The sequence below is a fragment of the Caballeronia pedi genome (assembly GCF_001544915.2).
Lineage (GTDB): Bacteria > Pseudomonadota > Gammaproteobacteria > Burkholderiales > Burkholderiaceae > Caballeronia > Caballeronia pedi.
This window is the reverse complement of sequence record NZ_FCOE02000007.1, coordinates 1-20,048: the sequence shown is the minus strand read 5'-3', so window position 1 is coordinate 20,048 and position 20,048 is coordinate 1. Positions and strand designations below refer to the sequence as shown.

Genomic DNA, 20,048 nt, shown 5'->3' with positions numbered 1-20,048 from the left:
CTCGCAGGCCTTCATGACGCGATGATGGCCGCGCGCGCAAGGACCCATTTCGATGCCTCTGTTCTTCACCAGACATCCCGCGCTCGCCGGACTCGATCGCGCGTCACGGCGCGACGTGCGCCGCATCGCGTGGTATTTCGCGCAACGGCACTGGAGCGTGCACGCGCCGGCGTTCGTGTGGATCGTGTTCGTGCTGCTGCATACGCGCTATCAGATCGTGCCCGAGCGGCGCGACTATCTGCTGATCACGCTCGTGATCTTCGTGCTGGCGGTGATCAACATCCGCTTTCACATCGCGCGCTATCTGAAACCGGCGCGCGCCATCTTCGACACGCTCGGCAGCGCGGCCGCGCGCACGATCACCGGCCGATGATGTGCGTGTTGCAATGCCGCATCGCGCGAAGAGACCCCGTTTTTCGCGTGTTACGATGCTTGGTCGACCCGTATCCACCGAACGCAAGATGGCAACGCTATACGAAACGCTCGGCGTGAACGAGCACGCCACCGAAGAAGAAGTCAAACGCGCGTATCGCAAGGCCGCGATGCGCTGCCATCCGGACCGCAACGCGGGCAACGAAGACGCCGCACGCGCGAAGTTCCAGGAAATCAAGGAAGCCTACGCCATCCTCTCCGACCCGGCCCAGCGCGGGGTCTACGACCGCATCTATGCCGAAGAGATGGGCCGCTGGCAAGAACGCGTGCGTCAGGAAGAAGCGGAACGCGAGGCGCGCGAAGCGAAGGAACGCGAGGCACGTGAGGCGCTCTATGCGGAGCGCGTGTCGCTCGCGATGCGTTTCGCATCGCAGGGCCATAACCGCGATGTCGTGTTCGGCGTGTTGCTCGGCGCGTCGTGCGATGAACCCACCGCGCGGCAGATCGCGGACAGCGCGATCGCGCTGCATGAATCGCGTCAGGCAAGAGAAGAACGAAAAGAAGCGCCGGAAGAAGAAGTCGAAGCAAGTGGCAACGACAAGAAGGAAGAGAAGGAAGCCGCCACCGCCGACGCTTCTAATCCGCTCGGCGCGATGTGGTTTCAGTTCCTCAACAATCTGCGTTTCTGATTATTGACTGCATTCGCGAGGAACGCCCTGTTTTATGAGCGGGGCGGCGCAAAACGAAAAATCGAATCAGGTTGAAGCGATCGATCAGGCCGCAAGTCTTTCGCTGCGCATATTGCTTTGCTTCGGCGCGGGCGGGTAGACGCACCAGTGTCCGTCGTCGTGACGGAAGAAGAACAGCGCTCTCGATGCTGCACCGTGCAGCGCTTCGACACACACGTATCGACGCCTGTCGGAACGCGTGCGGCTGAACTGCCTCACATGCACGGGCACGCTGCCCGGTGCGAGCCATTTTTCGACCTGGTAACGAAGGGACCGCTCATTCGCGCATTTCATTTCAGTCTCCTGCATGCGGCATTCATGATCGGGTTATCGGCCGAATTCGCCGATGTTTAACGCCCCGATCGATGAAACCCCTGCCGCAACGCACCACGTTCTTGACAAAGCACTTTAACTCTACGCCTTGAATCCGTGAGCCGTGCCCGTTTTTGCGAAATAGCAACAGCGAGCTTTCACGCATCTTCTGTCGCACCCCGTTCATGCAAAACGCGTCATGCCATGGAGTCATCGTCATGCAACGTGCTGCGCCGGTATGTGCGCGATCGTTCATATCAAATGGCCGATGCGTACGTTACCCGTCACTGACATCCAAGCGAACATCGTGCCCGCGTCGTGTGACTCAAAGCGGGCGCGCGAAGCTCAGTTCGTGACCATCGGAATCGGTGAGATGGAAGTAGCGCTCGTGCCACGGCGCATCGCGTGGCGCGAATTGCGGCTCGATGCCGTGCGCCAGCGCCTTCCGATAGAACGCATCCACATCGGATACGTAGATGATGACGCGGCCCCAGAAGGGAATTGGGCCGTGCGTCTCGCTGGTGAGATTGAGAAACGAACTGCCGAGCGCGAACGACGTGAACGCCTCGTTCGCGCCGCCATACAGCATGCGAAAACCGAGGGCTTCATAAAAGCGCACCGCGCGCGACATGTCGTGCGTCGCGAGCGTGATCGCGCTCAGGCTTTCGACGTGCGCATCGCCGTCGTCGGGTTGTCGTTCGTTCATCCCGGATGATGGTGATGCGACACGAGCGGCAGCACCGAAAGATCCGGATGCGTGCCATCGACGATGCTCTTGCCGATATGCCGCGCATCGTCCACGGCGTCCTGCGCGGACTTGTAGGCGTCCTCGCCGTCGGCATGAAAGTGCACGGCTTCACCCGGCGTATTCGCGTTCGCGCCCGGCCTGCACACGTGACCGACATACACGTAGCGGTCCACCTTGCTCTGCTGCGCGTGCTCGGGCGTCGGCTTCAACTGCGGCAGCACGTGAATCTCGAACCCTTCGTAATCGAAGACGTGCCATTGAGCGGGATCGTCGGGCATGATCGCCTCCTTGGAGTCATGTTCGCTCGCTCGTCAACGTTACTCCTGTTGCCGCGATGAATCCACCGCGGTGCACGCTCACGTAGGATGTAAGCGGAGAATTGACAGTGTCTTCGCGCGCGACGGATACTTTGCGCGCACTCGCGCGCGAGCGCATCCGCCAGCCGTTTCCCCGCTTCGGGAGGCGCCGTGAAGCCAGCCACGCCACATCGCACGGTACTCGCGCGCGCCATGCCGCGCGCAGCCGCGCTCGTCGGCGATATCACCGCGGGCACCGTCTCCACGCTCGTCATGCTGTGCTACGCGATGAGCCTCGGCACGCTCATCTTCAGCGCCGATCTCGCGCGCTATGCCGAACTCGGCGTGCCGACCGCGCTCGTCAGTTGCATCGTCACGGCGTTCGTCATCGCGCTGACGAGTTCGATGCGCATGAACATCGGCGGGCCGGACAGCAACGCGACGGCGTTTCTCGTCGGCGTCGCGGCGGGCGTCGCGAGCAGCGTGCGCGCGAACGGCGGCACGCCTACCGTGATCCTGCTGACGGTGCTCGTCGCCATCGCGCTGTGCTCGCTCGTGACGGGGCTGATTCTCTTCGCGATCGGTTCGTCCAAGCGCAGCCGCTCGCTGCAATTCCTGCCGTATCCGGTAATGGGCGGCTTTCTCGCGGGCACCGGTTATCTGCTGATCGCGGGCGCGTTTCGCGTACTGACGGGCGTCGCGCTCGACTGGCACACGCTGCCGCGGCTCGTGCAACTGCACTGGCTCGCGTGGGCGCCCGCGCTGTTCGTCGGCGCGCTCGCGACGATCCTCGCGCGCACCTGGCGGCATTCGGCCGCGTTGCCGATCACGCTCGCCATCGGCATCGTGCTCTTCTATGCGCTCTTGCACGTCGCGGGCATCTCTCCCGACGACGCCCGCAACATGGGTCTGCTGCTTCAGCATGTGCCGATGCACGCGCTGCGCATTCCGGAGCTGCATCTGCCGTCGTCGCTGGCGCACGGCGAGATCGACTGGCGCGCGATCGTCGCGCACCTGCCCGAGACGCTCATCGTCACGTCGGTGTCGGCGATCACGATCATCATGAACTCGACCGCGATGGGCGCGGCGACCGGACAGGACATCGATCTGAATCGCGAGATGCGCGCCGCCGGCCTCGCGAATATCGCGAGCGGTCTGTTCGGCGGCATGGTCGGCTATCAGTCGTACAACCGCTCGATGCTCAACGCGCGCGCTGGAGCCACGAGCCGCGCGGCGGGCGTGTTCGCCGCGCTCGCGTGCCTGTTCGTGCTGATCGCGTCGCCCGATCTCGTGTCGCTCTTTCCGGTGCCCGTGCTCGTCGGCATGCAGATTTACATGGGCCTGCGGCTCATGATGGACTGGCTCGTCGGCGCGTATCGCAAGCTCACGTGGCATGAATATCTGCTGGTGCCGCTGATTCTCGCGGTGATCGCGTTCTATGGCGTGATTGCCGGCGTGGTCGCGGGCGTGGTCGCGGCGTGCGTCACGTTCGCGCTGCTCTATGGGCGCGCCGGCTGCGTGCGCATGGAGTTCGACGGCCGCACGCGCACCTCGAATGTCGAACGCAGCATCGAGGAAACCCGGCTTCTGATCGATCGCGGCGACGAGATCTGCGGCGTATGCCTGCAGGGTTTTCTGTTCTTCGGCTCGGCGAATTCGATGCTGCAGCGCATCCGCGAGCGCATTCGTTCGCATGGGCCGCGTCCGGTGCGCTATGTCGTGCTCGATTTCGCGTGGACCAACGGCATGGACGCGTCGGTGTCGCTCGCGTTCGTGAAGCTGCGTCAGGCGTGCGCGGCGATCGGCGCGGATCTCGTGCTGACCGCGTTGCCGCGCAACTCGCGCGCGCTGCTCACGCGCACCGGCGCGCTCTCGCTCGGTTTGCGCGAGTTCGACACGCTCGATGCGGGCCTCGAATGGATCGAAGCGCAGCAGCTTGCCGCGCTGACGCGCGCGCCCGAACCGTGCGTGCCAGCCGGCGATTTTCGCGCGATGCTCGCGCCGCATTTCACGGCGCGCGCGCTCGAAGGGCTCGCCGGTCTGCTCGATGTGTGCGAGATCGGCGCGGGCGAAGCGCTGTTTCGGCGCGGCGACGCGGGCGATGCGCTCTATATCGTCGAGGCAGGGCGCGTGACCGTGTCGCTGCCGCTTGCGGACGGGCGCTCGGTGCGGCTGCGCTCGTTCGGCCCGGGGACGATCATCGGCGAGATGGCGGTTTATACGAACGCGCCGCGCAGCGCGGATGTCGTCGCCGATGAACCCGCGCGCCTGCGGCGTCTCACGCTCGCGGGCCTGCGCACGCTCGAACTCGACGACCCGTTGACCGCGCAGGAATGGCATCGCTTCGTCGTGAAGATGATGGCCTCGCGTCTTGCCGTCGCGGACGAGGCATTGCGCGCGGCGTCGTGAGCACGCATCCGGCGAGCGATGCGTGCCCGGCGTGCGTGCGCGTCAATTGTCGCGTTCGCTGCCCTTGATGCGGCCTTCGAAGATCGCCGTGTTGATGTCCCAGTCGTCGATGGTCGCGTAGCCGCGGCCGTCGACGGTGGCGAGCACCGCGCGTCCGCCTACGATGCGCTTCATCTGCGCAGGCGTGAGCGATGCTTCGTCGGTCTGTGCGCCGCCAGGCGGCAGATCCTGGATGACAAGCGTGTGTTTCATGATGGTTCTCCCTGGCTAAATGGAATCGGACGTGTCGAGCACGGCACATGCTCGGTTGTGTTTTTTGCAAGCGCCATGCCATTCGATGTGACGAATGTGGGCGTGCGCTCATGCGTCGCTGCGAGGCATGCGTGGCGTGGCGCGCGGAATCTTCCGTTCGTTCGATGCGCCTCTTGATCGTGGCGGCATCGGCCGGTATGTTGGATGCGCGCGAACAGGTTTGCGATCTACTGTTGGCGCAGACAGCCGCTCATCATCGAGGCCACGACCATGATCCACATGCTTCGCGCGATGCTCGCGATGGCGCTCGCCATCGCCATGAGCGGCGCGCTCGCGCAAGACGCGTCCCAGTCGATCGCGATGCTCGACTGCACGCTCATCGACGACAACGCCGCCTACAACGACGCGGAAATCAACCGCATTCAGTCCGAGCGGCTCACGATGGTGAGCGGCGCATTGCGCGACGACCTGCGCGAGCGCGCGCTGTTTCGCGTCGCCGACAATGCGAAGGCCGGCGATCTGATCGCATCGCTGCAACGCACGCAGGACATGAACGCGTGCAACGGCTGCGAATTGCGCGTGGCGAAGCAACTCGATGCATCGCGTGTCGGCGTGTGCTGGGTGCAGAAGATCAGCAATCTGATCCTCAACATGAATCTGCGCGTCGAAGATGCGGGCACCGGCGCAATGCTGTTCCAGCGCTCCGTCGACATTCGCGGCAACACCGATCTGTCGTGGCGACGCGGCGCGAAGGCGCTCGTCGATCTGCTCGCGAGCGATCCCGCCGCGACGCGCTGAGCGAATTCGGGAATTTCTCCCGGCTGATGCCGTTGCCACGGCAGCGCCGATTGGGCTAAGTTGGACTTGCAGGCACGCGCGCCGTGCGATGCGCCGCGCGCGTGCGTCCACGAACTCGAATAAACGCATTGAAACCGCTGGAGACGACCATGCAAGTCAGATTCAGGGCGGCGGTCATCGCGCCATCGCTCGCACTCGCGGCGAGCCTCGCGCACGCCGCCGCGCCGACCGCTTACGTGACGACCGAAAACGCCGGCGTCGGCGTCATCGATCTCGACAGCCTCTCGCTTTCGAAGACCTGGGATCTCGGCAAGGACGGCCCGCGCGGTCTGTCGCTGAACAAGGACGGCACGCGTCTGTACGTGGCGAACAAGACGACGAGCGATCTGTCGGAGATCGATACATCGTCGGGCAAGGTCGTGCGCCGCGTGAAGATCGGCAAGAATCCGGAGTTCGTGCGCGTGTTCGGCGGCCATGCATACGTGACCTACGAGCCGGGCGAAAGCGGCGGCCCGCCGAAGCCGGGCGAACCGGAGAAAGACGACGACGATCCCAACGCGCCGCCCGCCGAAATCGCCATCGTCGATCTGAAGACGATGAAGGTCACGCATTCGGTCAAGAGCGGGCACGAGACCGAGGGCGTCGAGTTCTCGCCGGACGGCAAGCTGATTCTCGTGACCAACGAGGGCGATGACACCGTGTCGGTCTATCGCGTCGGAACCGGCAAGCCGGTGCGCACCGTGAAGCTCTCGAAGGGTTCGCGTCCGCGCGGCATCAAGGTGTCGCCCGATGGCAAGCAGTATGTCGTCACGCTGGAGAACGCGAACAAGTTCGTCGTGCTCGACGGCACGAGCCTCAAGACCTTGAAGACGGTCGATACGAAGACGGGCCCGTATGGCGTGTCGTTCGATCCGTCGGGCAAGCGGCTGCTGGTGGCCGCATCGCGCGACAAGACCTTGCAGGTGTTCGATGGCACCACGTTCGAGCACATGCAGGACGTGCCCGTCGGTCAGCGCTGCTGGCACTTCAGCTTCACGCCGGACGGCTCGAAGCTCTTGCTCGCGTGCGGGCGCTCGAACGCGGTCTATGTGCTCGACGGAGCGGATTACAAGGAGGTCAAGCAGATCGGCGACTTGCCGTTGGCGTGGGGAATCGTGACGTATCCGCCGGGCGCGGGGTCGATCGTCGGGCGCTGATCGTTACTCGATCGTGCATGGAAGAAATGGCCGCGTTGCGCGGCCATTTCTCGTTGTTACTTCCACGCGTACCGCATCCCCACCCACACGCCACGCGGCGCACCGACGCCGAGGAACTGCTCGTTGACCGTGTCCGCGCCATTGAACGTGTGATTCGGCCCGTTGAAGAAGTTCTCGCCGAGAATCGCGAAGTTCGCGTAGCGCTTGTTCAGCAGGTTCTTCACCGTCGCGTAGACCTGCAGTTGCTTGGTCACGTTGTAGGTCGTATCGAGATCGATCAGGAAATAGCCCGCGATGCTGCCGTTCGCGTCCTGATTGTTCTCGTCGCCGCGCGCGAAGATATTGCTGCGATACGTGAGATTCGTGCCGATGTTCCAGCGCGAGATCGGGTTGTAGTCGATGCGCATCTTCACGGTGTTCGCCGGAATGCCCGGAATGCGATCGCCCGAATGCACGGTGATGTTGCCGTCGCCGTCCGCGCTCGAGTTGCTCGCGCTGCTTTCGGTCCACGTCGAACGATACGTCGCGTTGACATAGCTATAGCTCGCCGCGACGCCGACGGGTCCCCATTGCGTGCGGCCCGCCAGTTCGAAGCCTTGCCGCCGCGTCTTGCCGACGTTCTGGAAATAGCCGAGCGTGCTGGCCGCGCCCTGGCTGCTGACGAACTGGATGTCGTCGGTGAGCGTCGTGCTATAGGCTGCGGCGCTCCACGTCGTATGGCTGCCGACGCGCCCGCGCGCACCGATCTCGAAGGTCTTCGAGATCACGGGCTTCAGGTCCGGGTCCGCGATGAAATCGTTGGGCAGCGAGCAGGGCGCCGCCGGGTCCGCGCACGCAAGCTCGATGGCGGTCGGCGAGCGCATGCCTTCGTTGTAGGTCGCGTAGGCGGTGAAGTACGGCGTCGGATTCCAGTTGAAGCCGATGGCCGGATTGAAGCGCGAGAACGTGTGGTTACCGTCGAGCAGCGGCTGCACGCCGCTTTCATCGCCGATCGTCGCCTTCGCCCAGTTGTAGCGGCCGGCGAGCGTCATCGACCATTGCTCGGTGAACGAGAGCGTGTTCTCGAAGTAGATGCCCCAGTTCTCGTTGCGCGTCTTCGCGTCGGTCTGCGGGGCGAACGGACCCGTGCCGATGGTCGCGCGCGAGTCGGTGAATTCCGCCGGCTGCGACGACTGCGTGAAATGCGAATTGGCGAAGTCGCCGGCAGCGCCAATAATCAACTGGTTATCCTTGCCGAACAGTTTGTTGAGCAGCGTGAGTTGCAGGCTCGCGCCATAGCTGTCCGTCACGATCACCGACTGATCGTTGAAGGCTTGCGTGAGTTCGTCGGCATCGTCGCCGTCCGGGTCGAAATCATCGTTGACGTTGGAACTCACGTTCTTGTTGCGATAGTGCCGGTAGTACACGTTGCCGCTCAACTGGATGTTCGGCGTGAAGTAATGCTCCGCGTTGATCGTCAGATAGCCGACCTGATTCTCGTTCGTGTCCGGAAACGTGTAGGCCTGCCGGAAGTTGTCCATGAACGAGCGCGGGATCGTCTGCGAGCCGTTCAGGGTGTTGTCGGCGCCGCCCATCGAAACGGAGATGGTCGTATCGGCGTCGGTGTAGCGAATCTTGCCGAAGGCCTGACGCAGGCGGCTCGAATTGTGGTCCGCCCAGCCGTTGTCGTTGGTGACGTTGGCGGTGAAATAGTAGTCGAGATGATCGCCGATCACGCCGCCCTGCTCGATCTGCGCGGCCTTGCGTCCCCACGAGCCGAAGCTGAGATCGACATTACCCCCCGGATTGCTGCGGCCGTTCTTGGTCTGCACCGCGACCGCGCCGCCCAGCGTGTTGAGGCCGAAGGTCGGATTCGAGCCGGGGATGATCTGCATCGTCTGGATCGCGGCCTGCGGAATCAGATCCCAGTTGACGACATCGCCGAAGGGCTCGTTGATACGCACGCCGTCCATGAACACCGAGAGGCCTTGCGGCGTGCCGAGCAAGGGCGAGGCCGTAAAGCCGCGATAGTTGATATCGGTCTGCCACGGGTTGCCTTGCGCGTCGTTGGTGTCGACGCTGACGACGTTCTTTTCCAGGTAGTTGGTGATCGTGGGCGTATGCTGCGCTTCGATATCGGCGCCCTTGATCGTCTGCACGTTGGCGGGCACTTTCTCGAGCGGCGTGCCGACGCCCACGAGCGGCGTGGTGCCGACGACGATGATCGAAGGCAGTTCCGTGTTCGGCGGTGTATCGGTCTGCGCGACGGCCGCCGATGCTGGCGCGGGCGCTTCGGCGGTATCGGCTGGGGGCGTCTGCGCCCACGCGGCCACGGTGATGCTCGCAAACGCGCTGCCAAAGACGAGCCGCAATCCTGCTCGGGGTTTGAACGGATGCGCGCGCGCGGGCAGGCGCTGCATGCTCTTCATCGTCGTCTCCTTTTATATTCTGATCCACGCGAAAGGAATGTTTCCCTGAATGAAAGCGTCGCATAAGAATGGACGCGTGGGCCGGGAGCTTTTCCCGATCGCGCAGGGAAGCGTTCCCAATCGCGTTCCAGCTACCCCACGGCATGAAGAAGGCGTGCGTAGAATGCATTCCGTGATGCCATCCGAATCCTTGCCCACTCTCGCAAAAGACGTCGACCGTCCCGCGCCGCGCTCGTCGGTATGGCGCGATCTCGCGTGGGTGCTGGCCGCGACGCTCGTGGCCGGCGCGCTGTTCGCGCGTTTCGATTTCAGCGAGTTCGCATATCGCTGGACGCGCAGCGCCGAACGCTTTCAGCTCGACGAACTTCCGCCGACGCTCGTCGTGCTCGCCGTCGGCTTTGCATGGTTCGCGTGGCGGCGTTATCGCGAGGCGCAGTCGGAAGTGCGAAGGCGGCGCGCGCTGGAGGAAGAGGCCGAGCATCTGCTGGCCGAGAACCGGCGCCTCGCGAACCAGGCGCTCGCCGCGCAGGAAACCGAGCGCCGCCATCTCGCACGCGAGCTGCACGACGAACTCGGTCAATACCTCAACGCGATGTCGCTCGATGCGGGGCGCATTCGCGATCTGTCGGCGGGGCGCGAGGCGGAGATACATCGGCTGTCGCTGGCGCTGATGCAAAGCGCGACGCATGTGTATCGCGAGATCGGCGGGATGATCCGCAAGCTGCGTCCGATCGGGCTCGATGAATTCGGCTTGCCGACCGCGCTCGAACATTGCGTCGAAGGCTGGCGCGAGCGCTTGCCCGATGCGACCTTCACGCTCGCCGTCGACGGCGATTTCGACAATCTGAGCGATGCGCTCAACATCACGCTTTACCGGCTCGTGCAGGAAGGGCTGACGAATGTCTCGAAGTTCGCGCGGACCTCGCGCGTGGAGATCTTTCTGGCGCGCGCGCCGGAGGAAATCGTCGTGACGATGGCCGATGACGGGCCGGGTGTCGATCTGTCGAAGCCGCGCGTGGGGCTGGGTTTGATCGGCATGCGCGAGCGCGTGGAAGCGCTCGGCGGAGAGTTCCAGATTGCGAGCGAGCCGGGCGCAGGGTTTTTGTTCTGCGCGCGCGTGCCGGCTCAGGCGGGGCTGCCGTTGCCCACTTCAGGCCCGAACGACGCAGCGGCCGACGAAGCGAAATCGGCGAAGTGAAGCCCGAGGCGATTCGCGATCTGCGCAAGCTGCACGCCATTATCCGCGCCGAATTTCTGGCGGATCACCGATTGATGATTCGCTACCGTTTTCTGACTCAAACCCAGCTTCTCCGCGATGCTCGGCAGCGTATAACCCTGCACGAGCAGACGCAGCACCTCGAACTCGCGCGCGGACAGTTGCCGTCCCGGCGGCCCTTCCTGAATCGTCGCGCGCAACGCCAGCGCCTGTGAAATATCCGGACTCAGATAACACACGCGACGCGCAACCGCACGCACCGCTTCGACGAGCACGTCGGGCGCGCTCGCCTTGGTGACATAGCCGCGCGCGCCGGCATCGAGCGCGCGGCGCACGAAGATCGCTTCCTCGTGCACGCTGAAGATCAGCACACGCGCATGCGGCTCGCGCGCCAGCATGCGCCGCATCGCCTCGATGCCGCTCGCGCCGGGCAGCGCGAGATCCATCACGACGACATCCGGCTGCAACGCGCAAAACTTCTGATAGGCCTCGGCCGCGTTCGCCGCTTCGCCCGCGACGCTCACGTCGGGACTCAGTTCGAGCAGACGCTTGTAGCCTTCACGCACGACGGCGTGATCGTCCACCAGCAGCACGGAGATGTCGGCATTCATGGCTGGTTTTCTCCTTCTTCTGAACCATTACCGCGAGCAAGCGCCGCGATGCGTTTCGAGTTCGCATCGTTGCGAAAGACGATGGGCTGTTCCTGCGGCGCCTGCCTGAGCGACGCCGCGCGCACGACTTCGATCACGCGTTCGTGATGCGGAGACTTGTCGCACACCGGGTCGGCATTGGCGGGGTCTTGCGTCAGCAGATACGCCTGACAGCGGCAGCCGCCCATGTCGATGGCCTTTTCATCGCAACTGCGGCACGGCTCCTTCATCCAGCCGAAACCGCGAAAACGGTTGAACGCATCGCTCTCGTACCAGATGTCCTTGAGCGGCATCTCGGTGACGTTCGGAAACGTGAGGCCGGGCAGCGAGCGCGCGGTATGGCACGGCAGCGCGGCGCCATCGGGCGCGATGCCGAGAAACACCGAGCCCCAGCCGTTCATGCAGCGCTTGGGTCTGCGCTCGTAGTAATCGGGCACGACGAAAAAGATCTTGCACCTGTCGCCGATCTCGCCGCGATAGCGCTCGACGATTGCCTCCGCTTCATCGAGTTGCTGCTTGGTCGGCATGAGCTGCGCGCGGTTCGTATGAGCCCAGCCGTAATACTGCGTGTTCGCGAGTTCGAGATACTCGGCGTCCATCGCGAGCGCCATGTCGATGATGCGCCCGATATGCGGCAGGTTATAGCGATGCAGCACGCAGTTGAGCACCATCGGAAAGCCGTGCGCCTTGATGAGACTCGCGACGCGCTTCTTGTAGTCGAAGGTCTTCGTGCTGGACAGAAAGTCGTTGAGCTCCTGCGATGAATCCTGAAACGAAAGCTGGATGTGATCGAGTCCGGCGTCCTGCAATGCGCTGATGCGCTTCTCCGTCAGGCCGATGCCCGACGTGATGAGGTTGGTATAGAAGCCGAGCTTGCGCGCCTCGCCGACGAGCGTTTCGAGATCGTCGCGCAAGAGCGGCTCGCCGCCCGAGAAGCCGAGTTGCGCCGCGCCCAGTGCGCGCGCCTGACGCAATACGTCGATCCATTGATCGGTGTCGAGTTCGCGCGTGTGATCGGCGTAGTTCACCGGGTTGTAGCAGAACACGCAATGCAGCGGACAGCGATACGTCAATTCCGCGAGCAGCCACAATGGCGGCGCTATCGGCACGCCTTCGTGCTCGGGCTTTGCGATCGGTTCGGACAAGTCGGTCATGATGCTACTCCAGCCAGCCTCGTGCGCGCGCGCCGGCGATGAACGCCCGCACGTCGTCGCCGAGATTGCTCGCGTTGAACGCCTGCTCCAGATCCGCGACGAGCGCCGGGATATCGCGCGTGCCGTCGCAGCGCAGGAGAATCTGCGCCGCGCTCTGATTGAGCTTCACCATGCCTTCCGGATAGAGCAGCACATGCGCATCCTGCGCCGGCTCCCATTGCAGACGAAACAGGCGTTTCAGTTTCGGCTGCAACGAATCGTCCGGCGCTTCGACTGCTTCCTGCTTGCGTTGGGTCGGGTTGCTGTCGCTCATTGCGGGAAGGCCTTTTCGATCGAATCGAGCATGGTCCAGAGGATGTCGAGCTTGAATTGCAGGATATCGAGCGCGCGCTGTTGCTGCTCGCGCGTTTTGAAATGCGCGAGCGTCACTTCGAGCCCATGTTCGACATCGCGCTGCGCAAGCGACACGCGCGAGCGGAAATACGAAAGTCCTTCAGGCTCGATCCATGTGTAATGTTCGGGCCACGTCGCAAGACGATCCTTGTGGATCTGCGGCGCGAACATCTCCGTGAGCGACGAGCACACCGATTCCTGCCACGGCGCGCGGCGCGCGAAGTTCACATATGCATCGACGGCGAAGCGCACGCCCGGCGTCACGAGTTTCAGCGACCAGAGATCGTTGCGCGAGAGGCCGACCGCATCGCCGAGGCGCGCCCATGCTTCGATGCCGCCGGGCTGATCGCCTTGACCGTCGTGATCGAGGATGCGCAGCACCCAGCGGCGCCGCGTTTCGCGATCGGGACAGTTCGACATCACCGCCGCATCCTTCAGCGGAATGTTGATCTGATAGTAGAAGCGGTTCGCGACCCAGCCGCGTATCTGTTCCTTCGAACAGCCGCCGCTATTCATCTTCACATTGAACGGATGATGAATGTGATACGCCGTGCCCTTCGCGCGCAACTGCGCTTCGAATTCATCGCGCGTCCACGCGGGACCGTCGTCCTTCACCGCGGTGAAGATCGGGCCTGTGCTTGGGTTGAGCATCGGATCGGACATCTAACGGTCTCCAGTCATAGCTCGAAGCTCATGCCGTCGTGCGCGACTTCGATGCCGTGCTCCGACAGAATCCGCCTCTCCGGCCCGTCCTCGATAAGGATCGGGTTCGTGTTGTTGATATGGATCAGCACCTTGCGCACGCCCGCGCGATCGATCGAATCGAGCACGTCGATCATGCCGCCCGCGCCGCTCTGCGCGAGATGGCCCATATCCTTGCCGGTCTTCTTCGTGAGGCCGAGGCGAATCATTTCGTCGTCGGTCCACACGGTGCCGTCGACGAGCAGCAGGTCGGCTTCGCGCATCGCATCGAGCACATGCGCTTCGAGCGCGCCGAGCCCCGGCGCATAGAACGCGCGTTTGCCCGTCGCGGTATTGGTGAACATGAGGCCGATGTTGTCGCCCGTTTCCGGCGCGTCGCGATGCGGCGAATAGGGCGGCGCCTTGCTCGACAGCGGCAATGCGTCGATGGTCACGCGCGGCAGTTCCGGCACGCTGAACGATGCGCCATCGAGCGCGATGCGCCTGTGCTCGACGCCGCAGTAATGCGCGAGAATCGACGTGACCGGAAAGCCCGTCGAGAGGTCCTGCCACACGGCGTCGGTCGTATAGAGCGGCAGCGGCGTGCCGCGCTCGCGCAGCATCAGAAGACCGGTGACGTGATCGATTTGCGCATCCATCGTGATGACGGCGGCGATGCCGGTGTCGCGCACGCGGCGCGCGGGCTGCAACTCGGGATTCGCCGCGATCTGCGCGAGTATGTCCGGCGATGCGTTGACGAGCAGCCAGTCCTCGCCGTTATCGGTAACAGCAATGGACGATTGCGTGCGCGCACGCGCCGCGATGGCGCCGCGCCGCACGCCGTCGCAATTGCGGCAGTTGCAGTTCCATTGCGGAAAGCCGCCGCCCGCCGATGAACCCAGCACGCGAATTTTCAAGGCAGCATCCTCCGCAGGAGTCCGTCGCGATCGACCAGTTGATGTTTCATCGCGCCGAGAAAATGCACCACGATCAGCGCGGCCATGATCCACGCGATCGTCCCGTGGATGCCGAAGAAAATCTCGCGCAGATGCTTGTCGTCCCAGCCCCATTGAGGCAGCGCGAGACCCCAGAACTTCGTGCCGAACTTGTTGAACGACGAGCCGAGATAACCGGTGAGCGGCATCCCTACCATGCCTACGTATAAAAGAGCCTGCGTAATGCTCGCGGCGGCGCGTTGCCACGTCGGCATCGGCGGCAGAGGCGGCCGGCCATAAGCCAGGCGTACCAGGATGCGCATCAGCACCAGCAGGAAAACCGTGATTCCAAGCGACTTATGGAAGTTGATGAGGTCCGACTTGAACGGCAGGCCGCGCGGCAGCCCGACCATATAGAAGCCGACACACAGCATCGCGATGATCGCAATCGCGATCAGCCAGTGCAGCGCGATCAACGGGCGTGCGTAGCGTTCGCCCGCGGCATCGATGCCGCCGTTGCGTGACGTTGCGTTGGTCCGCGCAGTGCTCATGACATCTCTCCCGTGAAAATGATTTTCGTTCTCCAGGATACAGGTCCATTTTTATCGCCAGGCTAGCGATTGGCGATCAGCAATTCCCCCCGTCCATCCACCGCGAGGTCGCCCGCGTAGCGCCGCGGCAACATCTTGCCCGCGAGTTGTGAAAAGGGTGCGATCTCGCGCGCGAGCATGCGCGTGAGCAGCAGCCAGAACACGTCGAAACCGCGCCCGCCTTCGGTGAAGGTCGGCGGGATTCGAGATGGCGCGTCTGTCAGCAACAGCGTGCCGCGCCGCATGCCGTATCCCAAGTGTGCGCCCACTTTTCCGCCGATGCAGACCGTGCCCGCGACGAGGCGCGACGCCGCGAAATCGCCCGCATCGCCCGCGACGAGCACCGTGCCGCGCCGCATGCGGTCCGCGAGACGCGCGCCCGCGTTGCCGTGAATCGCGAGCGTGCCGCCGGTCATGCCTTCCATGTCGCCGGGCAGCGCCGCCGCGGCGAAATCGCCGGCGTTACCGTGAATCGAGAGCCGTCCGCCGTGCATTTCGCACGCGCTGTACGCGCCCGCATCGCCATATATGCGTAACTCGCCGCCGGACATCTTCATGCCCGCATGGTCGCCCGTCGCGCCATGCACCGTCAGCGTGCCTTGATCCATGTTCGCGCCGATGTTGTCGAGCCAGCGCGCGTCGCCTTCGATCGTGAGCGCGGGCGTGTCGGCTTGTACCAGCGCGATATCGAAGAGATCGCCGAGCGCGCACGTCTCGCCCGCGCCTTGCAGCATGATGCGCGGCAACTCGGTCCGCGACACCGCCGCGAGCGACGCAGGCAGTAATTTCGACCCGTCGACGCGAAAGTCCGGCGCACTTTTTACGCGCAACGTGATCGCGTTCATGCGCGGCTCCCGTCGATATCCTTCGACAATTCATGCAGCTTGAAGTGATACGGCCCGAGCTTGCCGCCGTAATTGCCGGCGGAAATGCGCAGCACGCCGCCCGCGCGTCCGATCTTCGTCGCGGCCGCGATGCCCGCTGTCATGGCCGCGCCGACATCGGCGTCGGTGAGTCCGTCGATCACGATTTCGAGCACGCACGCGACATCCGGCGTCAGCTCGCTCTTCTTCGACAAGCCGACGAGCGTCGGGCAGAACGCATCGTTGGTGGACGCGCTCGCGCCCGCGTACTTCGAGCCGATCTTCGATCCCGAGCGCACCACGCCGCCCGGAAACGGCGTGATGATGTTCGGCAACGCGTGCATCGCGGCAACGGCGGATTCGGCGGCGTGCAACGCGCTGTCCGTGTCGCGCGCGAGAAACAGCAGATTGCCGCCGCCGACCGCTTTCACCGTCGCGGTGAATTCTTCGCAGACGAATTCACCGTCCATCACGGGCACGCGCCAGTAGCGTGTGCCGTCCAGCACTTTCGATATCTGATAGCCATCGCCGAAGAAGCGCAGGCCCGCGCCGAGCGGCGCATTGTCGGAGAGCGGCGCGCGCGTCGTCGCCGGATCGATGCCGCCGAACACGGCCGTGGTCGGGCATGTCAGCACGCATTGCCCTACGCGCCGCGCGATCTGCTTGGCCAGTTCCTTCGACGATATCGCGAAGATCAGCACCGCGACGCCTGGCCTGCCATCGGGCGTTTCGTCGCCTGAAAGATCGCGCTCGATGCCCGCTTCGCAGCCGCAATCGATGACGGACGTGGCGAAGCCCGTCAGCGAATTGGCCGCATGCCGCGCCCAGGTCGGCGTATGCGCGGTGATGACGAGGCGTGTCGCCTTCATCGGAAAGGCTTCGGCGAAGGTGTCGTCGATCTGCGTGTCGTTGATGCGCATGCGCTTTAGCCTCCGCTCGCGGCGAAGCATGCAACCGGCAGCAGCCTGCCGCCGTTGCAGCATGCGCAGATTTCGTCGTCGCCGATCGCGATGTTCTCGAAGCGCGTCGCGAGATTCGCCTGCGCGTAGTCGCGCACGCGCTTTTCGATCGCGCGGTCGTACTCGGGGCTGACGTAATGAATGCCGCCCGTGGGCGTCGCGAGCAGCGTGCCGTCGCGCGCGATCAGCGCGCCGTCCTTGAATACATACGCGGGCGATGTGAACATGCGTTCGCGATCGGCGTCGTCGCGATACACGGCGATATCCGCCGCCGCGCCCGCGCCGAGATGGCCGCGATCAGTGAGACCCAGCAGCTTCGCGGGACCGGCGCGCGTGATGATCGCGATGTCGTACAGCGAGAACTCGCGCGTGATTTCGCTCAACGCGCTCGCGGTCTTCGCATCGGCTTGAAGGGTGTCGAGTTGCGCGTCGCGGAAGGACTTGTCCATCAGAAGACGGATCAGATGCGGATAGCTCGTGAAGGGCGCGCCATTCGGATGATCGGTCGTCATCGACACGCGCCACGGGTCGTCGACGAGCAGGAAGATTTCCAGCCCGATGATCCATTGCAGCGCGTTCACGAAGCTTTGCTCGCGATACTTGAACGGCACGACGCCGCAGCCCGCATCGCATTCGATATCGCCGAGCACCCATTTGCGCGGCCGGGCCATCGGCGCGTTCTTGAACTGCATCATGGTGTCGCCGGATGCGGTGACGGTCTGGCCGAAGATGATCTGGCCGACATCGATCGTCACGTTGGGCCGCGCGTTCACCGCTTCGGCGATCGCGCGCGCGCCGGATGAAAACTTGCGCGGGCCTTCGGTGCCGTAGCTGTGGAACTGGATATGCGTCAGATGAATGGGCAGACCTTCTGCCGTGTCCATCGTCCTGATCGTCGATTCGAGATTGCCGGGCACGCCGAGATTGCTCGCGTGGACGTGCAGCGGATGCGGCACGCGCAGATCGGTGAGTGCGCGCGTGAGCGTCTTGAGGACATCGCGCGGCGTGATGCCGTAATGCACGTGCCTTTCATCGACATCGAGCGAGCGCTGATTGAACTTGAACGCCGAGATGCCGCCGGGATTCACTACTTTCACGCCGAGCGCCTTGCTCGAATCGATGGTCCAGCCGACGTAATCGCGCAGGCGCTCGAAGTCTTCGTTCGCGGCGAGCATCTGCAGGAAGAGTTCGTCGTTGCCCATCATCACGTAGGCGCCGTGATCGATGATCGGCGTGTCGCCCATTTCCAGATGCGCGTGGCGCGCGTTCGATGCGATCATCGCGGGCTCGAATGCGGCCGTGTAGCCCATTTCCGCATAGCGGTAGCCGGCCGCAAGCGTGCCCGGCGCACACGTGCCGCACGAGGGCAGGCGCATGTAGCGGCCTTCGTTCGGGCGATCGGGCACGGCGCGCGGATCGTCGCGATGATCTTCCGGCAGCAGCAGGCGCGACAGATTTGTCTTGCCGCCGCCGATATGCGAATGCAGATCGATGCCGCCCGCCATCACGACCATGCCGTTCGCGTCGAAATCGCGGTCGGGCGCTATGGTTTCGCCTTTCGCGTTATCGACGATACGGCCGTCGAGGAAATAGATATCGCGCTTTTCGCCATTCACGCCGTTCGCCGGATCGTAGAGCGTGCCGCCTTTGAGGCGCGTGAGGCTCATGACGGCCTCCCTGCCTGCGCGAGCCGCGACGCGATCGATGCGACCGTCGGCAGGCCGGTATCGCGCGCGGCGGCGAGCGGCGCGACAACCGAGGTATCGATGCGAAACAGATGTCCACCGCTGTCGATGCCCGGTATCGCGACAGGGATGAAGACGGTCGTGCCCTTGCGCGCGGACAGTTGCATCGACGGATGGCCGAGGATGATCGCGGGCACGCGGTCATCGAGCGATGCGGGCAAGGGCTCGGGCATGAAGCTCGAGATCCAGACGAGCGCATCGGTTTCGCCGCGGCTCAGTAGCGTTTCGGTGCGATAGCGATGTGCATCGTGATCGAGCGGCAGGCCATACGCGACGCGCGTGCGCAGCGGAAAGCCCGAAAGCCACGTGACGGTCTGATTGACGGAGGCGGCGCCGTCGTCGCCGGTCAAGGCGAGCGCGCCGGCGCGTGCGGTGCGGTTGAGCGCTTTCACGATGCGTTGCAATGCTTCGATTGCGAGCGCCGCATGTTTCATCGACAGCGTCGAAGGCTCGTAGATGAACGCGGTGTATTGCGCGGAATGGATGCGCTCAGTCAGCGCGACGAGTTCGGGCGTCGAAATGGGGCGGCCGCCTTCGACGTGCGCGGACCAGAGCGCGAGCGTATCGAAGGGATCGGTTTCGCGCAGGATCGATTCGGTCCGCGCGTTCGCTGCTTTGTCGATGTCACATCCGACGAATACGATGCTCACGTCGCGTCCTGCGCCGATTGCGCGCTCGTAGAAGCGTGGATAGCGCCGCGATGGCTCGCATGCGAACACGATGACGAGATCGGCGCGTGAGCGCACTTCCGAGAGCGTCGTGAAGAAGGCGCCGCGGTCTTGCATGGCGCGGTTGCTGTCGGCGAGCGTGTCGCCGTGCAGATGATCGAGGATGGCGCCGTGTTGCGCCGCGAGTTCATAGAGTGCGCGTGCGCCGGCTACGTCGGTCGCGAGTCCACCGAAAAGCGGCCGCCGTGCGCTGGACAGGATCGCCACGGCTCGCGAGAGCGCCGACACGAGATCGGTGGGTTGAGCGTCGATCGTTGGGCTTCGACTTGCGTCGTGTGGGCTGACTTGGGCAAGTGATGCCTTTAGCCTTTCGCAGGCGGTTTGCGGTGCTGACAGGCCGCGGTCGGCGGTGGGTGCGAGCGTGATGTCGTCGCATAGCATTGGGCAGAACGGGCAGGTCCAGGTTTTCGGGGCTGCGGCCTGTGGGTTCTGTGTTGTGGGGGTGGCGGGCATGGTCGTGCTTTAAAGCAAGGCTTATGCCGGTTTTGGGTTCTGCTTTTGCTTGCGCTTGTTTTTCGCCGGATCCCGTTTTCGCGTCGGTCTATAAGCGTTGCCCCTGTGCGGGGCGGCAGTCACTTTCTTTGCTGCTGCAAAGAAAGTAACCAAAGAAAGCAG

General features: G+C 63.9%; 21 protein-coding genes. 6 read left to right on the top strand and 15 right to left on the bottom strand.

Going from position 1 to position 20,048, the window contains the following annotated elements; translation table 11 throughout:
* Positions 1–52: 52 nt before the first annotated feature.
* Both AWB80_RS12610 and AWB80_RS12605 read left to right on the top strand, forming a co-directional pair.
* Positions 53–373 carry a hypothetical protein gene (locus AWB80_RS12610; protein ID WP_061175007.1) on the top strand — a complete coding sequence of 107 codons (321 nt, stop codon included), beginning with the start codon at positions 53–55 and terminating at the stop codon, positions 371–373.
* Positions 374–461: 88 nt separating this feature from the next.
* A complete protein-coding gene (locus AWB80_RS12605) occupies positions 462–1,061 on the top strand; it encodes a DnaJ domain-containing protein (protein WP_061175006.1) in 600 nt (199 codons plus the stop codon).
* An 84-nt stretch (positions 1,062–1,145) separates the two neighbouring features.
* Here AWB80_RS12605 and AWB80_RS12600 read toward each other — a convergent pair whose 3' ends face one another.
* The 3 genes from AWB80_RS12600 to AWB80_RS12590 all read right to left on the bottom strand — a co-directional run bounded on the left by AWB80_RS12600 (position 1,146) and on the right by AWB80_RS12590 (position 2,438).
* Positions 1,146–1,394 carry a hypothetical protein gene (locus AWB80_RS12600; RefSeq protein ID WP_087131256.1) on the bottom strand — a complete coding sequence of 83 codons (249 nt, stop codon included), beginning with the start codon at positions 1,392–1,394 and terminating at the stop codon, positions 1,146–1,148.
* 343 nt (positions 1,395–1,737) lie between these two features.
* Positions 1,738–2,118, bottom strand: coding sequence for a VOC family protein (locus AWB80_RS12595; protein ID WP_061175004.1), 381 nt, complete (start codon positions 2,116–2,118; stop codon positions 1,738–1,740).
* Positions 2,115–2,438 carry a hypothetical protein gene (locus AWB80_RS12590; protein WP_061175003.1) on the bottom strand — a complete coding sequence of 108 codons (324 nt, stop codon included), beginning with the start codon at positions 2,436–2,438 and terminating at the stop codon, positions 2,115–2,117. The genes AWB80_RS12595 and AWB80_RS12590 overlap by 4 nt, the downstream gene beginning before the upstream one ends.
* Positions 2,439–2,669: 231 nt before the next feature.
* Here AWB80_RS12590 and AWB80_RS12585 point away from each other — a divergent pair, with 231 nt between their 5' ends.
* Positions 2,670–4,865, top strand: coding sequence for a SulP family inorganic anion transporter (locus AWB80_RS12585; protein WP_061175002.1), 2,196 nt, complete (start codon positions 2,670–2,672; stop codon positions 4,863–4,865).
* A 42-nt stretch (positions 4,866–4,907) separates the two neighbouring features.
* Here the strand turns inward: AWB80_RS12585 and AWB80_RS12580 are convergent, their stop codons facing one another.
* Entirely contained in the window at positions 4,908–5,117 is a 210-nt protein-coding gene (locus tag AWB80_RS12580; RefSeq protein ID WP_061175001.1) for a hypothetical protein, read from the bottom strand.
* Between the two features lie 270 nt (positions 5,118–5,387).
* Between AWB80_RS12580 and AWB80_RS12575 the strand changes: the two genes are divergently transcribed.
* On the top strand, positions 5,388–5,915 hold the full coding sequence (locus AWB80_RS12575) for a DUF3280 domain-containing protein (RefSeq protein ID WP_087131255.1): 528 nt from the start codon (positions 5,388–5,390) through the stop codon (positions 5,913–5,915).
* 149 nt (positions 5,916–6,064) lie between these two features.
* On the top strand, positions 6,065–7,111 hold the full coding sequence (locus AWB80_RS12570) for a beta-propeller fold lactonase family protein (RefSeq protein WP_061175000.1): 1,047 nt from the start codon (positions 6,065–6,067) through the stop codon (positions 7,109–7,111).
* Between the two features lie 56 nt (positions 7,112–7,167).
* Here AWB80_RS12570 and AWB80_RS12565 read toward each other — a convergent pair whose 3' ends face one another.
* Positions 7,168–9,519 carry a TonB-dependent receptor gene (locus AWB80_RS12565; RefSeq protein ID WP_061174999.1) on the bottom strand — a complete coding sequence of 784 codons (2,352 nt, stop codon included), beginning with the start codon at positions 9,517–9,519 and terminating at the stop codon, positions 7,168–7,170.
* A gap of 175 nt (positions 9,520–9,694) precedes the next feature.
* On the opposite strand from AWB80_RS12565, the gene AWB80_RS12560 reads away from it, so the two are divergent.
* Complete coding sequence (locus AWB80_RS12560; RefSeq protein WP_061175240.1) at positions 9,695–10,717, top strand: ATP-binding protein; 1,023 nt, start codon at positions 9,695–9,697, stop codon at positions 10,715–10,717.
* On the opposite strand, the gene AWB80_RS12555 is transcribed toward AWB80_RS12560, so the two are convergent.
* The 10 genes from AWB80_RS12555 to AWB80_RS12510 all read right to left on the bottom strand — a co-directional run bounded on the left by AWB80_RS12555 (position 10,645) and on the right by AWB80_RS12510 (position 19,886).
* A complete protein-coding gene (locus tag AWB80_RS12555; protein WP_061174998.1) occupies positions 10,645–11,346 on the bottom strand; it encodes a response regulator in 702 nt (233 codons plus the stop codon). The two genes, AWB80_RS12560 and AWB80_RS12555, sit on opposite strands and share 73 nt — an antisense overlap.
* On the bottom strand, positions 11,343–12,539 hold the full coding sequence (gene pqqE / locus AWB80_RS12550) for a pyrroloquinoline quinone biosynthesis protein PqqE (RefSeq protein WP_061174997.1): 1,197 nt from the start codon (positions 12,537–12,539) through the stop codon (positions 11,343–11,345). The genes AWB80_RS12555 and pqqE overlap by 4 nt, the downstream gene beginning before the upstream one ends.
* Positions 12,540–12,543: 4 nt before the next feature.
* On the bottom strand, positions 12,544–12,852 hold the full coding sequence (gene pqqD, locus AWB80_RS12545; RefSeq protein WP_208635643.1) for a pyrroloquinoline quinone biosynthesis peptide chaperone PqqD: 309 nt from the start codon (positions 12,850–12,852) through the stop codon (positions 12,544–12,546).
* Positions 12,849–13,595: a pyrroloquinoline-quinone synthase PqqC gene (gene pqqC, locus AWB80_RS12540; RefSeq protein WP_061174996.1), complete on the bottom strand. Its 747-nt coding sequence runs from the start codon at positions 13,593–13,595 to the stop codon at positions 12,849–12,851. Before pqqC ends, pqqD begins: the two co-directional genes overlap by 4 nt.
* A 14-nt stretch (positions 13,596–13,609) precedes the next feature.
* Entirely contained in the window at positions 13,610–14,530 is a 921-nt protein-coding gene (gene pqqB, locus AWB80_RS12535; RefSeq protein WP_061174995.1) for a pyrroloquinoline quinone biosynthesis protein PqqB, read from the bottom strand.
* Positions 14,527–15,099 (bottom strand): cytochrome b, encoded by a 573-nt coding sequence (locus AWB80_RS12530; RefSeq protein WP_061174994.1) that lies wholly within the window; start codon positions 15,097–15,099, stop codon positions 14,527–14,529. Before AWB80_RS12530 ends, pqqB begins: the two co-directional genes overlap by 4 nt.
* A gap of 62 nt (positions 15,100–15,161) precedes the next feature.
* A complete protein-coding gene (locus AWB80_RS12525) occupies positions 15,162–15,983 on the bottom strand; it encodes a formylmethanofuran dehydrogenase subunit C (RefSeq protein WP_061174993.1) in 822 nt (273 codons plus the stop codon).
* Positions 15,980–16,921, bottom strand: a complete 942-nt coding sequence (gene fhcD, locus AWB80_RS12520) for a formylmethanofuran--tetrahydromethanopterin N-formyltransferase (RefSeq protein WP_061174992.1) — start codon at positions 16,919–16,921, stop codon at positions 15,980–15,982. The genes AWB80_RS12525 and fhcD overlap by 4 nt, the downstream gene beginning before the upstream one ends.
* A gap of 5 nt (positions 16,922–16,926) precedes the next feature.
* The gene (locus AWB80_RS12515) at positions 16,927–18,627 is read right to left on the bottom strand and encodes a formylmethanofuran dehydrogenase subunit A (protein WP_061174991.1); all 1,701 of its coding nucleotides are present in this window, start codon (positions 18,625–18,627) and stop codon (positions 16,927–16,929) included.
* Positions 18,624–19,886: a molybdopterin-binding domain-containing protein gene (locus AWB80_RS12510; RefSeq protein WP_061174990.1), complete on the bottom strand. Its 1,263-nt coding sequence runs from the start codon at positions 19,884–19,886 to the stop codon at positions 18,624–18,626. Before AWB80_RS12510 ends, AWB80_RS12515 begins: the two co-directional genes overlap by 4 nt.
* Between the last annotated feature and the right edge of the window lie 162 nt (positions 19,887–20,048).

Bases quoted from the DNA above. Each gene is read 5' to 3' on its own strand.
- pqqC (WP_061174996.1), bottom strand. From the start codon at position 13,595: ATGTCCGATCCGATGCTCAACCCAAGCACAGGCCCGATCTTCACCGCG.
- AWB80_RS12525 (WP_061174993.1), bottom strand. From the start codon at position 15,983: ATGAACGCGATCACGTTGCGCGTAAAAAGTGCGCCGGACTTTCGCGTC.
- AWB80_RS12515 (WP_061174991.1), bottom strand. From the start codon at position 18,627: ATGAGCCTCACGCGCCTCAAAGGCGGCACGCTCTACGATCCGGCGAAC.
- AWB80_RS12555 (WP_061174998.1), bottom strand. From the start codon at position 11,346: ATGAATGCCGACATCTCCGTGCTGCTGGTGGACGATCACGCCGTCGTG.
- AWB80_RS12600 (WP_087131256.1), bottom strand. From the start codon at position 1,394: ATGAAATGCGCGAATGAGCGGTCCCTTCGTTACCAGGTCGAAAAATGG.
- pqqD (WP_208635643.1), bottom strand. From the start codon at position 12,852: ATGAGCGACAGCAACCCGACCCAACGCAAGCAGGAAGCAGTCGAAGCG.
- AWB80_RS12585 (WP_061175002.1), top strand. From the start codon at position 2,670: ATGCCGCGCGCAGCCGCGCTCGTCGGCGATATCACCGCGGGCACCGTC.
- AWB80_RS12560 (WP_061175240.1), top strand. From the start codon at position 9,695: ATGCCATCCGAATCCTTGCCCACTCTCGCAAAAGACGTCGACCGTCCC.
- AWB80_RS12530 (WP_061174994.1), bottom strand. From the start codon at position 15,099: ATGAGCACTGCGCGGACCAACGCAACGTCACGCAACGGCGGCATCGAT.
- AWB80_RS12605 (WP_061175006.1), top strand. From the start codon at position 462: ATGGCAACGCTATACGAAACGCTCGGCGTGAACGAGCACGCCACCGAA.
- AWB80_RS12565 (WP_061174999.1), bottom strand. From the start codon at position 9,519: ATGAAGAGCATGCAGCGCCTGCCCGCGCGCGCGCATCCGTTCAAACCC.
- AWB80_RS12610 (WP_061175007.1), top strand. From the start codon at position 53: ATGCCTCTGTTCTTCACCAGACATCCCGCGCTCGCCGGACTCGATCGC.
- AWB80_RS12570 (WP_061175000.1), top strand. From the start codon at position 6,065: ATGCAAGTCAGATTCAGGGCGGCGGTCATCGCGCCATCGCTCGCACTC.
- AWB80_RS12510 (WP_061174990.1), bottom strand. From the start codon at position 19,886: ATGCCCGCCACCCCCACAACACAGAACCCACAGGCCGCAGCCCCGAAA.
- fhcD (WP_061174992.1), bottom strand. From the start codon at position 16,921: ATGCGCATCAACGACACGCAGATCGACGACACCTTCGCCGAAGCCTTT.
- AWB80_RS12575 (WP_087131255.1), top strand. From the start codon at position 5,388: ATGATCCACATGCTTCGCGCGATGCTCGCGATGGCGCTCGCCATCGCC.
- AWB80_RS12590 (WP_061175003.1), bottom strand. From the start codon at position 2,438: ATGCCCGACGATCCCGCTCAATGGCACGTCTTCGATTACGAAGGGTTC.
- pqqE (WP_061174997.1), bottom strand. From the start codon at position 12,539: ATGACCGACTTGTCCGAACCGATCGCAAAGCCCGAGCACGAAGGCGTG.
- AWB80_RS12595 (WP_061175004.1), bottom strand. From the start codon at position 2,118: ATGAACGAACGACAACCCGACGACGGCGATGCGCACGTCGAAAGCCTG.
- AWB80_RS12580 (WP_061175001.1), bottom strand. From the start codon at position 5,117: ATGAAACACACGCTTGTCATCCAGGATCTGCCGCCTGGCGGCGCACAG.